Here is a 14,417-nt window from a genome sequence, read left to right as displayed (position 1 = left end):
TGAACCTCGTCAGAATTTGCAGGCTATGTGAAGCAATATGCCAGGTCTCTGCAATTCCAACAACACGATTTCTACCCGGAAGCCCAGCTACTCAAGGCTCTACGGATTGTTCAGGACGGACTAAGTAATCTCGCGCTTCCGGGGCGACTGTTGGATCGGGTGTTGGATGGAAACCCCGGAATATTTCCGAAATCCCTGAAAATACCCACCCACCAAGGTTCGAGACCGGAGCCCGTCTTTGCAGCAGCGAAGCCATCGAAACGGGCGACCAGGTGTTCATTCACGCTCGCGTCCATATCGAACCGGCGGCGAGCTTCTTATCGACTACGCTCTATCAGTCGACGAGGCGGCGGCCGACGACACCCAGATGCTGTACGCAATGTCATTGCGGCGCGTCGGGATGCCGTCGAACTATGCTGGGCAGCAATGCTGCGTCGGCATGTCCTGCTGCAACGCAGACAGTCCGATGCGCGAATTCTCCGGCGTCTGATACAGACACAGTGCGCGCCGATATCTGAACATCGCGCCTTGGCGGCATAGATGGGTGCCCGATTGCGATCGTTTTCGCATTGCAGATCGATGGGCGGCCACGGCCAAGGTAGATTCGTTGAACCCACCCATGCTCATCGTTGCGGTCCCGAAGCTCGCTTCCGGCTCGTATACCGTCCCTATATCGGCAGGCTGGCGCATCCGATGCAAACATTGCCTCTCGTCTATAATTCACGAGCCAAAACATCAACGATCGCACGGAGCCACATTTTATGGATCAACCCCGCGGACGATTTGCGGGACCTCGGGACAGCGGACAACGCCAACCTCGCCACGCGAAAAGTCTCCATCCAACCGGCCGGGACAACCATACGTGAAGGCGCCTCCTCGAGACTCCACTCAGACTGCGTCGATCTTCAAAACACGGTCGTTCCAGTTTCTCGTCGATGCGGTGGGTGCAGAGAATATCGCGCTCGGACTCGACTCGAACATGACGCGAGTTGCTGAATTGATGAAGGGTGAAAGATTCACGCCCGAGACCGCTTTTCATATGGAAACCACGCTTGGACTGCCGCATGGTTTCTTTGACCAGCCCCATCCTGCCCTCGCGCCCGAAACCATCGCCCGTCTGAAGTCACCGCTCGACTTTATCAAAACAGACAGCGAGCCCGAGGTTGCGTCTCAAACGCGCATACCGGCTTCCGCCCCGAACGGCGGCCAACAATCCATTCTTGCAGACAACCTGTCCGAGGAAACGAAAATGCCAAAGAAAGCAACGGGCGGGTCGCCGGTGACCGTCAAAAAGAGTCGAGGCCAGTTGACCAGACCGACAGGCGCCCATGCGGCAGGAAAACGTTCATCATCGAAACCCAGAGCCTCTTCTCAAGCGACCCGGCAGCAACCGCTGGCGTTAGACGACAGCGCCACGCTTGAAAACATTCGACGGCAGAACCTCCACGTCCTCACGGGTCGCAACGGCTCCAAGGCGCGCCTTGGTGTCGTCATGTCGATGACTAAGTCCAATACCGTCCATCGGCTATATGGCAAGAAGCGCATGGACGATGCCGAGGCGAACCGTTTCACGGAGCGTCTTGGTTTGCCGACTGGCTGGCTGGACACACCGCGCTCGGAAATGGAAATTCCCGAGTCGGTGTTACGTTTGCTGACCCCTGCTTCGCGTAGTCGGGGATCCGTTGCACAACAGGAGTCGGTCGAGCCTGCGACGAAGAAAGGTGCGCCAGGCAAACCCGCATATCCAAAGGCGCACACGCGGCGCGCGCGGACGGGCGTCCCGGTCGAGCCGGAAAATGTCTCGCCAGCTTCAGCGGACGTCGCAGATGAGAATACGGCAATGGTCGTCGGCCCGCCTGATCATATAAGCAATGCGCATGCCGAGGCCGCCGGTCGCTCTTCTGAAGGAAATGACGGCGAGCTGCCTACAGTCATATCGGCAACCCCTGAGGCACTTGAGCCCGCCGCAATCTCCCAGCAAAACCTCGTCCCACTCCCCGCTTCGGTCACCAGTCTGGAAAATCTCCACGGCATCGCGCCAATCGCGGAAGCATTGATCAAGACGTTGGCAGGAAAGGCGCGCACAGGACGGCTGGACGAATTGGAGGCTCTGGAACTTTTGCAGCAGGCAGTCCTGTTGTGAGTCGGCGCTAGCGGACGATGACACACTGTCCCGCGGAGCCCGACGCGCATCGGGCCCGCCCTGACCCAGAGGTATCGGACCGCAACTATCCGGTCGACAACTGACTGCTCACGCCCCCCTTCGAAACGGCACAAGCCTCCAATACACGCGTCAGCGCCTTAATGGTCGAGAAATGGTCGTAGCTTGGCGGTGCGGTTCGGATGCGTCAGTTTTCGCATCGCCTTGCTTTCGATCTGCCGGATCCGTTCGCGTGTCAAGTCAAACTGTTTGCCCAGTTCCTCAAGCGTACAGTCAAATGCGGTATCGATCCCGAAACGCATCCGCAAGACCTTCGCTTCACGCGGCGACAATGCGTCGAGCGCCGTATTGATCGCGGCGCGCAGATTCGCCTGCACGGCCGCATCGGCGGGCGACGTCGCCGTCGGATCTTCGATCATATCGCCAAGTGTCGCATCAGCATCGTCACCCACTGGCGTCTCAAGCGATAAGGGCTGCCTTCCAATCTTCAACATGGCGCGAACCTTCTCTTCCGGTAATTCCATGCGCTGCGCCAACACCGCAGGATGAGCCTCGCGTCCGGTTTGTTGCAGGATCTCGCGGGAAATCCGGTTCAGCTTGTTGATCGACTCCATCATGTGAACAGGAATCCGGATCGTGCGAGCCTGATCCGCAAGCGAACGCGTGACTGCCTGCCGCACCCACCAGGTCGCATAAGTTGAAAATTTCCAGCCGCGTCGGTATTCGAATTTGTCGACGGCTTTCATCAGGCCGATATTTCCTTCCTGGATGAGATCCAGGAGGTGCATGCCGCGGTTCACATATTTTTTCGCAATGGAGATCACGAGGCGCAGGTTGGCCTCGATCATCTCGCGCTTTGCCTGCCGCATCTTCGACTCCGCCGCCATCATCTGCCGGTTGATCTTCTTCAACTGCTGCAACGGCAGTCCGACCTTCGTTTCGATATCGAGAAGCTTCCGCTGTTCAGCCTGAATCGCCGGCAGACTACGTTCGAGGGCGGCGCCGTACTCGCGCGACGCCGCCGCCGTGCTTTCAGTCCACGCGAGATCAGTTTCGCGTCCCGGAAACGACTTGACGAACTTCTCGCGCGGCATGCCGCATCGGTCAACAGCAATTTGCAGAATATGGCGCTCGACTGCGCGCACCTGTGCGACCTGTTGTTGCACATCGTTACATAGCCGATCGATGGTCCGCGCCGTGAAGCGAATGGGTGCCAACTCGCGCTGGATCGCTTCACGCAGGTCCGCGCCAGCTACCCGCCCCATACCCTGCACAGCATGGGAACCAGAAATCTGCTCGAACAGCTCGCGCACCCGGGCAAAAATAACGAGGCTGTCGCTCGTGAGCTGTTTCAGGCGCGCTTCGTTCGCCCTCGCCGTGTCCCGGTCTTCAATCTCGCTGTGCTCATCGCCGTCGTCGTCGTCATCGTCAGCTGTGGCCTGCTCGGTGTGCGGCGCTTCAGCGAAATCCGTCGACGACTGTTCGACCGATTCGGTTTCCTCATTGATACCGTCAACCAGTTCGTCGATGCGCAGTTCACCGGCTTCAATCTGCTTCGCGCTCAGAAGGATCGCGGAGACGGTAACCGGGCACGCAGCAATCGTCCGGATCATTTCCTGGAGGCCACCTTCGATTCGCTTCGCAATCTCGATCTCACCCGCGCGAGTCAACAATCCGGTCGCGCCCATTTCACGCATATACATGCGGAAGGGATCGGTCGTACGCCCGAATTCCGAATCGACGGTGGAAAGCGCCACTTCCGCCTCCTCGTCGGCCTGGTCATCCAACATGGTTGCCGGCGCCGCATCGTTCATAAGCAGCACCTCCGCTGAAGGCGCCTGTTCGTAGACCGCGACGCCCATGTCATTGAAGGTGCTGACAATGGTTTCAATGGCAGCGGTCTGCGCGAAGTTGTCCGGCAGGTGATCGTTGATTTCGGCATGAGTCAGGTAGCCGCGCTTCTTGCCGAGCTGAATGAGTGCGCGCATCTGACGCTGCTGCTCTTCGTCCGGCGACACTGTATCCACCGGCAGCAGGCCTGCGGTTGCCTTGCTCTTCGATGCGCGCCGGGCCGACGCTTTCGGCGCTGATGCAGCTGTATCTGGACCTGAATTGCACGGATCAACCTTTGCCATACATTCTCCTGAATGGGTTTGCCCGGCGATCGCGAAACCAGCGGTTGCCGGCTGCGGGGCAGGCACGAGATGAAGGATCGCAACGGGCAATGAACACGGCCCGCAGAACCAGCGTGCGATAGGGAAGCGCAAAACGTGGCGCGCGAGGAGGAAAGGCTAGCAATGTAACACCATTTGCTGCACTGCACCAATCCCGCGAATTGTTCGGCTGACACGGACCGCGATCAAATGAGGAGCCGGCGGACCTGCCTGAGGTAGGCGAATGCCGGAAAGCGCGCGATCGAGCACCACGGGCATCTCCCGGTTGCCCCGCGTATGACTTACCCGGCGCTTCGATTATGATATCCATCCGACGATCTTGAGCATCTGCGGAACTGGCGATGAAGCCGATCAAATTGCGAGTATCGCGCGACGAAGCGGGCAACCTGCTGGACGATTTGACTGCATGGGCGAGCACCAGCGGCATTGACCCAGGGCTTTCCACCTTCAGTACGCCCCCTACCTTGTCGAGCACGAATTCGCCCGTTGTCTATCATGTCTATGTGGGCGAGAGCTTTTTCGAGCAGTTCCCGGAGTGGCGCATGTTCATCGAGCAGTAACCGGCCACCCCGGCTATGCAAAACCGGCGACAACGCCCAAAGATTTAGAGACAACTGCGTGTCAGTCGCAATCTTTTCAATTCATTTGACGAGAGCGGCCAGCAAAAGGGGGAACACCGCAGCGGCGTTTGCGCCGCGCTTCGATATCGGCAGCGGCCGGCCGTTCAACACGGAAGTCGATGCCTTGACGGGCGAATTCAGCGCGGCGCGCCGAGTCGTTGACCGCATATGCAGCGTCCGTTCTATCCGGCAAGCGACCGGTTCAGCTCAAAACGAACAACTGGTTGCGGAGTAGCGTCGTGTGCTGCGCGCTTCGCGGCGTCGTAAGCCGACATCATCCAGCCCTAGAAGCGGTGCCGGATGCCCGTGCCAACGAGCAACTGGTTTTGACTGCTTGACGGATCGTTGATGTTGATCACGGCAGGCGCGCCCGATGACGCGTGCTGATAGATCGTCTCCGCGTACACGTCCGTACGCTTCGACAGCTGATAGACGGCCTGCAGCGCGCCCTGGTGCCAATGCGCCGAAGAAGCGTCGGAGAACACGTACATACCCGCTAGCGAGAGGGCGGGCGAAGCTTGCCAGACCGCGCTGATCTCGTAGTTACTGAACCCGATCGACGGCAAAACGCTGCCGCTGTCCGCATCGGCAACGCCTGTGTAGATCGAACGCGACCACGCCCCTGCCAGAGTCACATCGCCGAGCGCATAACTCGCGCCGGCGGCGACCGCATCCTGCTTTTGCACACTGGCGTCGATCACTGCCTGACCGCTGCCGGGCAATGCCGATGGCGAGTAGGCACCGACCTCGTTGAGGCCGCGTCCGTTGTTGTGCATCCATGCGACACCGGCATTGAATGGGCCATTGCCGTAGTTCCCAGCAATGCTGTATGCGCGGTTCTGCGCGAACCGGCCTGCAGTGTTGGAGAATGCATACATGCCGCCGAAGCTGAACCCGTTCAGAGAGGCGCTTGCATATTTGACGGAGTTCGCGGCGAGGTAGGAGTTGTTGGCATTGTCGTTGTCAAACGGATGCGCGAACGCGGTACCGCCGGTTCCCCCTGTCAGCGTGAACGGCGCGAAATAGTCGTGAATCAGGTCGTATTGGTGGCCGAGGGTCAGCGTACCGAGGGTCTCGGATTGAAGTCCCACGTACATCGGACGATCGTTGAATCCTTCGCCCGAGGTCACCGAGTAGCCACGCTCCATGCGAAAAAGTGCTCGGGCTCCGCCGCCCAGATCTTCGGTACCTTGCAAGCCCCAGAAACTGCCATCTATCAATCCCGACGTCGCGCGATATTGCGCATGTCCATCCACGTTGCTGACGTAGGCGAGGCCCGCATCGAGTGCACCGTATAACGTGACGCTTTGGGCTGAGCAGGTAGAACTGAGGGGCGCTAGCAATGCGCCGGCCACCGAGCAGTAGTGAAGTTGGTTCATGATCAAAAAGAAGGGGTATTGGGGCGGAAAATGCCGAACGCACCAATGCGAAGGCACACGGGTGCCACGCGAGATTGCCGGTAAAATGCCGACGGATCGAAGCTAGTCAGATCGGCAGATCGGCAGATCGATTGACGGCGGGATCCGGATGATGTTGCCAGCCGCAAAGGCTGGCGCCAGGAGGTGACTGTGACGTTCATGTGCGGCTCCATGGGGTTTCGCACCCCGGTTTGTCCGATACAGGAACGAAAAGAGATCTGACTCCTGCCACAGGCAGGAGAATGCCAGGACAGACACAGTGGCGCGACCGCGCTGCCCCCCTTTTCGTTCGACGGAAAAATGTAGTTATCATTTGGTCACTAACGGCGATGCACACTGTCGACGGAACAACAGAAGAATCGCGGGATCCCAAGTTTCGTTGATCGTAGGGCCTGCCGCTGGATATGACAATCAGGCACTGACTAGCGAGGATTCCCTGCGCTCCAACGGAACGACCGATGAGCCGCTGTGATGTGCCGCGGCAGCAGTTGAGAACCACTATTCCACTCGAATATCCCTACCTTTGCAACGCAGGCTACTCGATCGGCAGTTGAGGGGTGAGATCGTGTGGAAACTCCCTTTTTCACGGTTAATGCTGGACAGCAACTGGCCGGCTCTTCGTCATTGCCTGCATTCCTCTATGTTGCAAAATGCCATGTCGATATACATCACAAAAACGCGCAGTAAGACATTCAATGCTACGTTTTTCTGCGGAAAGTGACCACTGCTTAGGTGATAACAATGTCCTATTTTTTGAATAGGCTGCATTTTCCGATCCCCAATAAACCGCTGTCGTACGTTATACCTCAATAGCAGGGGCGATATCAAATAAAGACAATTTATGCCCACAGGAAAATCTTTGATGGGAATCTCAAGTCCCCCGACTTCACAAGCGTTATGAATGGTATGCGGGAGCCCTGTAGTAGGGGCCGCGTTCCGCCACCCCGGAAGCATCGCGAAGAGGTGCCTGAGCAATTCAGACAGCCGGATACTGGGAGCGGCAGGAGGCCTAAGCCAGCATTAGTGCAGGCAAAGGAACCTCGAGATCATGAAAAAGGACCGCCAAGACTGCAAAGACGTGGATAGGGGACGTACGGATACCTTTGGTTTTCCTCATGCCTCGAACGACAAGCTCCCGCCGCGATCCCTCAGCACCGACCTCCATGATGAGCAGCATCGGCATCAATATATTTGATACCCATTCCTTCTAGTGATTGCGTAGAGAATTTCGTACGATACGTAACCTGCGGCGGCCAGTGCGGCGAGGGCAAATAAATTACGGTGTATTAACGTGTTCCGATATGGAGTGTCTATGAAAAATATGAAGCGAGTGCTATGTGGTGGCCTGCTGTCCGTCGCTCTAATGGGGGTGGCGGCGCAGGCTACCGAGGTTCCGATCCAAATGTACTCAATTCCAAGTCCTGCGGACCCTTTCGATACTTCTACCTACTACTGCGGGCCCGGCGGGGAAGATGGGCATGGGAGTCACGCGGCGGAGCAAAGCGACTGGTCATTGAGCTTCGCGTAATGCCTACGAGAAACTAGGCAATGACAAAATGAAATCCCACATTCATCAGCGGCGCGAGGTGAAATGTGACATTGGCCGATGTCCGAGGCGAAGGTGCGCTGGCCAAACTGACTCACCAAGTCGATGTTTATCTTAGCGAGATTACTGAGGCTGGAGCAAGCAGTCCTCGGCGGACGTGTTCTGCACGACCCGCGCATCTACGCAGTGCTTCTATCAAGTTGGCTCATAACAATTCGCGGAATGTTGAACATTCAGGCTTCCGGTGGAAATCGGGGTGTAGGAATTGCAGGGACTTACTGGCAAGTTTCTGGTTCCTCGAGGATTACCGGGGAACGCAGCGCGGATTTTGAGGAAGAAATATTTCTCGTCGCGGTACCCGTAAGCGCGACGTTTAATGACCTTGATGGTGTTGTTGATGTCCTCGACGACGCTGGTATTGAACGGACGCCGGCAACGGGCCGCCAAGCCCGGCTAATAGCCTTGCAGACGCTGGGCGAACAATGTCAGAGCGGCAATCCCGCTTTGCCGGGCTTGCTTGAACCACTGCTCGTAGGCCTTTTGTGCCGAGGCGGGTTTGCGGCAGAAGCACAGCCGTTTCAGTTCGTCGCCCAGCGCGTAGACGCATAACAGCGCCGGGCCTCAGGACCTTTGATTTTTTGAATCTTTTCGGACGCAACCGCCATTTTTTGCACCAAAGGTACGTTTCCCCCGAACGGGTGCTGGAGCGCTGTGCCTACCTTCGTCGTCAAGGTAAGCCGCTGCGTGGGGACTAAATGCAACAACGCCGATAAAGGTGGCAAAAAATCCATGCCCCTGAGGAGCGAGACGTGCAGACGAACCTGCTGAACCCAAGCCCGCGAGATGGGCCCGGACGCCGCCCCGGCCGACATGGTGCCGACGAAGGCGAGCCGGAGGCCTGAAATGGGCCTCGCGAACCGCCACTTTCCCCGATCCCGACATCCCTGAGAGGACTCGATCCCTGATGAAAACCCTACCACTGAAAAAGCGTGTGGCACCCCTCGCAATGGCCATCGCCACCAACCTCGCATCCTCGGTCGCCACAGCGCAAACCCCGGACGTCGTGCAGCCTCGCAATCCCGACCGCGCCGTCCTGCCGGTCATCTCTGGCTCGAAGGTCAGCGTTCCCTCTGGATCATGCAGCGTAGGGGCGGTGTTGGTGCCCAAGAGCATCCTCCACAGACTGACGCCTTACCAACGTGCCACACGATGGCTCGTGCTTGCCAAGCACTGCGCGCCGATGTACGCGACCATCCAGGTGGGTACCGTTGCCATCGGCAACGTCGTGTGGCAGTCGGCTGCCTCGGACATCGAGCTTGTGCGGGTATCGCCCAAGCCGAATCCGATGTCCTTGCAATGCGCCTCCTCTCACCACAGCGCAGCCTTCTGCAGTCCGATCCAGACTTATACGCCCCTTGCGAATAACCAGGTCTTCATGCCGCGCGCCGGGCAGGAAGCGCGCCTTGCTGTTACCGGGTGGGCGGACGCGCCGTATGAACAGTTCTGCACAAGCGGTTGGCGCACCGGCGTCCGCTGCGTGTGGCGAGGCATGTCTGTCGAGGCGGGAGTTTATACACCGAATTATGAGCACATCAATGCCGCGCACTCGTCCGAGCTCTTGAGCATTGAAAACGGCGACTCCGGCGGACCGGTCGTCACGTACGAACGGCAACTGATCGGGATCATCTCCTCCGGCGAGCCTGTCGGCCGCTCCATCGTCTACTACACGCCAATGCAACAGGTGCTGTACGAGCTTTACAGCTACAGTCTCGCCCCGGCCGACCTACCCACCGATGTCGGCGAGGACAATCCGCTATCCCGCAACGGTGAAAACGCCGGTTGGGAACTGGCGCCGACCGACGACGAGTGAGGTGCCCCGTCGCGACCCACTGCCGGATGAAGGCGAGCGGGTCGGCGTTCATGACGTCGGACTGTGTCGTCAGCATTCCGTGTGGGTAGTGGAAGTAGCTTTTCAGTCAGCAAAGCGCCGCCTCCGTGCGGCGCTTTGCCATGTGGTTGAGTCGCTCCTGAAAAGCCTGGCAGTCCCTTACAGAACAAGTTGACATCCTCCTCCCCCTCGACCTTCGGTCGCCGCTTTCGCGGGAAGGGGGAGGATTCCTACGGCGCTACGCATGAGAAACTGTATGCATAGTCACTTCGGCGGGTTCCTGCTTCACAGAGCGGCCCGACTGCACCGGCTCTCCACAGGCGATCCGGGCTGTGCATGCGCACCCGGGCGAAGCGTCGCCCGTGTCCTGCCCTTCGTCCCGCAATGCAGCCGATCCGCGGGAAAGAATGTTGATTGCACCGACCACGTCGGCATGATTTTCGTATCCGCACGCGGCGCACAGAAACTTCGCCTGAGACGTGCGGTTCTCAGCCGAGACGTGGCCGCAGCACGGGCAGGTTCTGCTCGTGTTGCGCGGGTGTACCACAACAAAGAATCCGCCGCACCACGCCGTCTTGTACTCCAGTTGCCGACGAAACTCTCCCCAACCCTGATCGAGAATCGCCTTGTTGAGTCCCGACTTTGCACGCACGTTGCGTCCCGGTGCTTCAAGCGTTCCCGATGCGGACTTCGACATGTTGCGCACTTTCAGGTCTTCGACGGCGATCATCGCGTGGTTTTTGCTGATCGTGGCCGAGGCCTTGTGCAGGAAGTCCGAACGGACATTGGCGATACGCGCGTGGATGCGCTGGATACGGGCCTTCGCTTTCTTCCAGTTCGCCGAACCCTTGACCTTGCGCCCCATGCGGCGCTGGTACTTTGCGAGACGCTGTTCGTGCTTTCTGAAACTGTTGAGCGGTGCGATGAACGTGCTGTCGCTCAGCGTGGCGAAGCGCGTGATGCCGACATCAATCCCGACGGCCGGACCGTGAGGCACAGACGCCTCGACTTCACGCGTCGTGAGGATAGAGACGTACCACTTGCCGGCGTGCAGCGACACGGTTGCGCTGCGGACCTCGCCAGGCACCGCACGGCTATTGCGATAGCGCAGCCAGCCGAGTTTCGAGCCTGACGCGGCCGTTCGCACAATCGACCTCGACACGCTGCGGAAACCGGAAGCTATCGCGTTCTCCCTTGCGCCTGAAGCGCGGAAAACTGGCGCGACCATCGAAGAAGTTGGTGTAGGCGCGCTCTAGATCCTTGAGCGCCTGCTGGCCGACTTGCGAATGCAGGTCGGCCAGCCACGGCGTATCTGTGCTGTTGCGCCATTCGGTGAGCTGTTTGCACAGCCCGGCGTATCCGAGCTTCTTCTCGCCGCCTTTGTAGCGCTCAACCTGCAACGCCAGCGCCCTGTTGAAGACGAACCGGCACGCGCCCGCGAACTGGCACATCTTGCGCACCTGTTCACCGGTCGGCATCAGTTCGAATTTGAAGGCTTGAAGTCGTTGCATATGCACAGGATATCAGCATGCTGACGTTGTCAAGGACGCCTGCGGCGTCCGCGCTTTCCATCCCCGCCGTGAACGACGGGGCTTTCCGCGCTTTTGGTAAGCCGCTGCGCGGCGACTGGAACCGTCGGTATGCGAAGGCCAACGCCGCAGGCAAGCCCGCCGTTGGCCGCGAGCGGGGGATGGTTGAGTCATGCCCTGAGAAGGGCTGTCAAGGTTTTTGTTCAATGTCTACACGTCGCTATGACGATCATCCCGCGTCCGCCCGTGGACAACGACGCTGCCCACAGCACGAGGCTGTGGACAGCCGCCTGACGGCGGTTCCCTCGTTGCCCACCGGCTCCCCGCGATCTTCGCCTTCGGCCTGACGCGCCACTGCGCGGCTTGCCCTAATCAGATAGATGAGCAGGCCACGGTCTTAACCTAAGCGTCCAGCTTGCCCAGAAGGCGTGACCCGCGTTTCCTGAGCACGTTGAGGTATATGGTCTCGTGGTACGGCGTGCGCGTCTGCCAGCAGCGATACAGAATGCGGATCCACTTGAATGCGAGGGCCCTCACGGCGATGTGATGCGAGCTGCCCTTCGCGCGCTGCTGCCGGTAGTAGGCGCCGCGCCCAGAATGAGCGCGGGATGGTCTGGGCAGCCCATTCCACGAAGGTCTGGCGCAGGAATTTCGGACACCGCAGGCGCCAGTGGACCCATCTCTGTTTCCCGCTGCTCTCGGTCACTGGGGCAATACCCACATACTTCTCCAGTTCATCAGCACTCCGGATCCGTTCCCGCTGCTCGCCGAAGGCAGCCAGCAGGCGGGGGGGCGAGTGCGCGCCGGCACCCGGCAGGTTCTTGAACAGCATATAGTCCGGCAGCGTTGGCGCTACCGCGGCGATCTCGTGCTCGAACTGCACGATTGCAGCCAGCACCGCGCGTAGCTGTGCAACGAGTGCCAGCACGTGCAGCCGGCACGGACCGATGATCGCCGGATCTTCAGTCAGCGGTGCCGCCTCGCGGATCGATGCGATACGGGCGCTGATCCGCCTCGCACTGCGACAGTGGTGCGCATGGAAGAATGCTTCAAGGGTCGCCGTGCGGGCCTGCCTGACCGAACGCAGCGTCGGCCAACGGCCGAGAAAGTCGCAGAACAGCACCGTGCCACGATCACTGAACCATTCGAGCGCCTGGGGGTAATGCTGCTTGAGCGTGTCGCACAGCCGGTTGGTCAGCCGGGTCTGGTCGCCAACCAGCTGCCGGCGCCGTTCCACCAGGCTCACCAGTGTCCGCATCGCGACGCTCTGCGGCCTCAAGGGGCCGAACCGCTCCGGATGGTGCAGCAGCAGGTCAAGCGCGAGTTCCGCATCTTTCGGATCATTCTTGACGCCACTGGGCTGGAATGCCTCACGATACTTCGCCAGGGTTGCCGGATTGATCGGAAACAGCACGAGGAAATCATACTTCTGCAGCGCAGCGACGATTGGCCCCTTGGCCAGTTCAAGGGCCACTGCAATTGGTCCGCCGAAGCGCCGGTGCAGCGTGTGCCCACTCGTCGATGGCCGCGACCCGGTGCGCAATGCAGCTCGACTCGCGACGAGAATCGCCTGCCGCCTGAACGCAGATATCGTGCTTCGTGTCGGCCCAGTCGATTCCGACATAGGCTGTGAATGGTTGCTCTTGTAGAAGTGACATGTGGACCTCTGCAAGTAGTAGATTACGCAAAGGAACATCCATGCCTGCGTCCGCCGAAGGCGATATAGCGAGCCGATGCAACGGCAAACCCTGAGTATTCGTTTGAACGCAGGCGCACCCGAGGACTCGAAACTGACTCTAGAAACGTCGCGAAACGTTGCGAGATATTATTCGTAGCCCACGGGGTGCGTGTCCCACCTTCGCCGACAGCTACCTGCCAGCTGTGACCAGTATCACGGAACGCAGGACAGGCTACCTATATCGGAGGTGTCGCGCACGGGAGGTACTGATCATCAGATCCGTCAGTCCGATCAAACAGCTGCTGCAGACCGGCGAGGCTTGGTGGCGGTATTTCAAAAAGCATGAGCATGAGATCCGCTCGCCGGTGGTGGACAACGTGGTGCGCCTGCTGGCTTGCGGACTGAAAGTAATGGGCTACTCGAGCCACTGCTGCTCGAACGGAGCCTGCCCGCATCGCAAGAAGGTGTGCTTCAGCTGCAAGAGCCGGTTCTGCCCCACGTGCGGCAAAAAGGCGACGGACCAATGGACCGCCACGCAATCGGCGAGGCTACCACAAACGCGCTGGCAGCACATCACCCTGACGATGCCCTCGGCGCTGTGGGAGGTATTCAGGCTGAACCGCACGCTGTTGAAGGCGCCCAGCCAGCTGGCTGCGGGCATCATCAAAAAAACGGCGGCCCGCAAAGGCATCCTGCCGGGCATCTTCACGACGCAGCACACGTTCGGGCGCGACCTGCAATGGAACGTGCATGTCCATCTGAGCGTGACCTGCGGGGGCTTAACGCCCGACGGCGAGCAGTGGAAGTCGATGTATTTTGTGAAGGCACGGGTCATGCCGATGTGGCGCTACGCAATCGTCGATCTGTTGCGGCAGTCGTACGGTGCGCTGGTTCTGCCGCAGGAACTGAAAACGTAGTGCCCGACAAAAGTGGCGTGGAGCCGCTGGCTGGATAGTCACTACGGCAAGCCATGGATCGTCCATTTTGCGCCATCGTCGGACAGCCATATCCGCAACGTGAACTACCTTGGCCGGTATATCAAACGCCCGCCGCTGTCGCAGTAGAGGCTGAAGCATTACGACGGCTTTCCACCGTGGGAGTTGGTCAATCGTAAGCGGTCCATCTTTAGCGTCTGGCAGTGATCGCCAGGAGCGAGGAGCATAGGCGTCCACCAATTCGAGGTGGACACCCATGGCTGACAAAGACTCAGAGTTAAGAGTAGTACGACAGAGCCGTGATGGCCGGCGTCGCTACGACGAGCAAGGTAAGCGCACGTTGGTCGAGGCCGCGCTGCAACCCGGCGTTTCCGTCGCGCGCATGGCTCAGGAACACGGGATCAATGCCAATCTGCTACGTAAATGGATCACAAAATACCTGCTGGAGCGGGAGAAAGGCATCTCGCC

The 14,417-nt window shown here is 59.3% G+C and carries 8 protein-coding genes and 4 pseudogenes; 6 read left to right on the top strand and 6 right to left on the bottom strand.

Features of this window, described 5'->3' with window-relative positions; genetic code table 11:
* Positions 1 to 862 precede the first annotated feature (862 nt).
* The gene (locus AB3X96_RS40800; RefSeq protein WP_368594196.1) at positions 863 to 2,143 is read left to right on the top strand and encodes a hypothetical protein; all 1,281 of its coding nucleotides are present in this window, start codon (positions 863 to 865) and stop codon (positions 2,141 to 2,143) included.
* A gap of 158 nt (positions 2,144 to 2,301) precedes the next feature.
* On the opposite strand, the gene rpoD is transcribed toward AB3X96_RS40800, so the two are convergent.
* A complete protein-coding gene (gene rpoD, locus AB3X96_RS40795) occupies positions 2,302 to 4,296 on the bottom strand; it encodes an RNA polymerase sigma factor RpoD (protein WP_368594195.1) in 1,995 nt (664 codons plus the stop codon).
* A gap of 380 nt (positions 4,297 to 4,676) precedes the next feature.
* Between rpoD and AB3X96_RS40790 the strand changes: the two genes are divergently transcribed.
* A complete protein-coding gene (locus AB3X96_RS40790; RefSeq protein ID WP_176112261.1) occupies positions 4,677 to 4,895 on the top strand; it encodes a hypothetical protein in 219 nt (72 codons plus the stop codon).
* A gap of 344 nt (positions 4,896 to 5,239) precedes the next feature.
* Here AB3X96_RS40790 and AB3X96_RS40785 read toward each other — a convergent pair whose 3' ends face one another.
* Positions 5,240 to 6,334, bottom strand: coding sequence for a porin (locus tag AB3X96_RS40785; RefSeq protein ID WP_368594194.1), 1,095 nt, complete (start codon positions 6,332 to 6,334; stop codon positions 5,240 to 5,242).
* 2 nt (positions 6,335 to 6,336) lie between these two features.
* On the bottom strand, positions 6,337 to 6,534 hold the full coding sequence (locus AB3X96_RS40780; protein ID WP_368594193.1) for a hypothetical protein: 198 nt from the start codon (positions 6,532 to 6,534) through the stop codon (positions 6,337 to 6,339).
* Positions 6,535 to 7,421: 887 nt separating this feature from the next.
* On the opposite strand from AB3X96_RS40780, the gene AB3X96_RS40775 reads away from it, so the two are divergent.
* Entirely contained in the window at positions 7,422 to 7,568 is a 147-nt protein-coding gene (locus AB3X96_RS40775; protein WP_368594192.1) for a hypothetical protein, read from the top strand.
* Positions 7,569 to 8,216: 648 nt separating this feature from the next.
* Here AB3X96_RS40775 and AB3X96_RS40770 read toward each other — a convergent pair.
* Positions 8,217 to 8,531 (bottom strand): annotated as a pseudogene (locus tag AB3X96_RS40770) (transposase); the annotation flags it as partial.
* A gap of 352 nt (positions 8,532 to 8,883) precedes the next feature.
* Here AB3X96_RS40770 and AB3X96_RS40765 point away from each other — a divergent pair.
* A complete protein-coding gene (locus AB3X96_RS40765) occupies positions 8,884 to 9,789 on the top strand; it encodes a trypsin-like serine protease (protein ID WP_368594191.1) in 906 nt (301 codons plus the stop codon).
* A 256-nt stretch (positions 9,790 to 10,045) separates the two neighbouring features.
* On the opposite strand, the pseudogene AB3X96_RS40760 reads toward AB3X96_RS40765, so the two are convergent.
* Positions 10,046 to 11,318 (bottom strand): annotated as a pseudogene (locus AB3X96_RS40760) (RNA-guided endonuclease InsQ/TnpB family protein).
* Positions 11,319 to 11,738: 420 nt separating this feature from the next.
* Positions 11,739 to 12,994, bottom strand: a pseudogene (locus tag AB3X96_RS40755) (IS110 family transposase).
* 223 nt (positions 12,995 to 13,217) lie between these two features.
* Here AB3X96_RS40755 and AB3X96_RS40750 point away from each other — a divergent pair.
* A pseudogene (locus AB3X96_RS40750) lies at positions 13,218 to 14,078 on the top strand (transposase).
* A 127-nt stretch (positions 14,079 to 14,205) separates the two neighbouring features.
* A partial coding sequence (locus AB3X96_RS40745; protein WP_368594190.1) for a transposase occupies positions 14,206 to 14,417 on the top strand: 212 nt, incomplete at its 3' end.

The sequence above is a fragment of the Paraburkholderia sp. BR13439 genome, assembly GCF_040948805.1.
In the GTDB taxonomy this organism is placed as follows: domain Bacteria; phylum Pseudomonadota; class Gammaproteobacteria; order Burkholderiales; family Burkholderiaceae; genus Paraburkholderia; species Paraburkholderia youngii.
This window is presented reverse-complemented; position numbering and strand designations above follow the sequence as displayed.

Excerpts from the sequence above, each read along its gene's own strand:
- AB3X96_RS40785 (WP_368594194.1), bottom strand. The coding sequence starts at position 6,334 with ATGAACCAACTTCACTACTGCTCGGTGGCCGGCGCATTGCTAGCGCCC.
- AB3X96_RS40765 (WP_368594191.1), top strand. The coding sequence starts at position 8,884 with ATGAAAACCCTACCACTGAAAAAGCGTGTGGCACCCCTCGCAATGGCC.
- rpoD (WP_368594195.1), bottom strand. The coding sequence starts at position 4,296 with ATGGCAAAGGTTGATCCGTGCAATTCAGGTCCAGATACAGCTGCATCA.
- AB3X96_RS40775 (WP_368594192.1), top strand. The coding sequence starts at position 7,422 with ATGAAAAAGGACCGCCAAGACTGCAAAGACGTGGATAGGGGACGTACG.
- AB3X96_RS40780 (WP_368594193.1), bottom strand. The coding sequence starts at position 6,534 with ATGAACGTCACAGTCACCTCCTGGCGCCAGCCTTTGCGGCTGGCAACA.
- AB3X96_RS40790 (WP_176112261.1), top strand. The coding sequence starts at position 4,677 with ATGAAGCCGATCAAATTGCGAGTATCGCGCGACGAAGCGGGCAACCTG.